At 69.1% G+C, this 1,472-nt stretch carries 2 protein-coding genes; both read left to right on the top strand.

The genetic code is table 11. The features are described 5' to 3' along the window. Positions 1-731 (top strand): carbonic anhydrase (locus tag I73_RS13490; protein WP_022981093.1); only part of this gene is annotated, 731 nt, incomplete at its 5' end. A gap of 204 nt (positions 732-935) precedes the next feature. After that, positions 936-1,472: lamin tail domain-containing protein (locus I73_RS13485; RefSeq protein ID WP_026096698.1), on the top strand; the 537-nt coding region annotated here is incomplete at its 3' end.

Below are 1,472 nucleotides of genomic sequence, written 5' to 3'. Positions count from 1 at the left end.
GCGGCGCGCAGGAATCGGCCGAACCCGCCGAGCCCGCGGCCCACGGCGAACACCACGCCCCCCACTGGGGCTACGACGGCCCGGAAGGCCCGACGGCCTGGGCCAAGATGGCCCCCGAATACGCCCTGTGCGGCAGCGGCCACCGGCAAAGCCCGATCGACATCCGCGACGGCATCCCGGTGCAGCTGCCGCCCATCCAGTTCGACTACCGGCCCAGCGGCTTCAACGTGCTGGACAACGGCCACACCGTCCAGGTCAACCCGGCCGCGGGCAACAGCATCACGGTCAATGGCCACCGCTACGACCTGGTGCAGTTCCACTTTCACAAGCCGTCCGAGGAGCGGATCAACGGCCGCAACTTCGACATGGTGATCCACCTGGTCCACAAGGACGCGGAGGGCCATCTGGCCGTGGTGGCGGTGCTGCTGCAACGGGGTGAGGCCCAGCCGCAGATCCAGTCCGTCTGGAACGCGCTGCCGCTGGAACGCGGCAGCAGCCTGGATTCGCCCGTGCCCATCGACCTGCCGGCCCTGCTGCCCAAGGACCCGCACTACCTGACCTACATGGGCTCGCTCACCACGCCGCCCTGCACCGAAGGGGTGCTGTGGCTGGTGATGAAGCAGCCGGTCACCGTCTCTCAGACCCAAATCGATATTTTTGCCCGCCTCTATCCCATGAATGCCAGGCCGGTGCAGCCGGCCGATGGACGCCTGATCAAGGACGGTCAGTGAGCGCCGTTCCCCGCGCCTGGCCGGCAGAACCCAGCAGGTTTCACACGATGGTGATCTGAGGCGCCGGATGGGCCATGCCCGGGCTGGCCTTGCTGTCAGCAGGGTGACTTGGCCCGGTCATCCCAGGTCTTGAAGCTGCGGAGCCTCACGCCGGGTGCTCCACGAGGGCCCCGAGCGATTCCAATCGCTCCAACCTTCTGCTTCATGAAACTCCATCCTCTTGCCGCCGCCATCGCGGCCCTGATGGTCTGCGCCGCACCGCTGGCCCAGGCCTCCACCTCCGGCGTGGTCATCAGCCAGTTCTACGGCGGGGGCGGCAACAGCGGCGCCACGCTGAAGAACGACTTCGTCGAGCTCTACAACGCCGGCACCAGCGCCGTCTCGCTGGCCGGCTGGTCGCTGCAGTACAACTCCAGCACCGGCACCGGCACCTGGCAGGTCACCACGCTGCCGGCGGTCACGCTGCAGCCGGGCCAGTACTTCCTGGTGCAGGAAGCCCAGGGCAGCGGCGGCACCGACGCCCTGCCCACGCCGGACGCCACCGGCACCATCGCCATGAGCGCCACCAGTGGCAAGGTCGCCCTGCTGAACAGCACCGTGGCCCTGAGCGGCGCCACGCCCAGCAGCAGCGCCCTGGTGGACCTGGTGGGCTTCGGCTCGGCCAACTGGTTCGAGGGCGCGGTGGCCACCGCGCCGTCCAACACCAGCGCGCTGCTGCGCGCAGCCTCGGGCTGCCCGACA

This window comes from Ideonella sp. B508-1 (genome assembly GCF_000333615.1).
Taxonomy (GTDB): Bacteria; Pseudomonadota; Gammaproteobacteria; order Burkholderiales; family Burkholderiaceae_C; genus Ideonella.
This window is presented reverse-complemented; position numbering and strand designations above follow the sequence as displayed.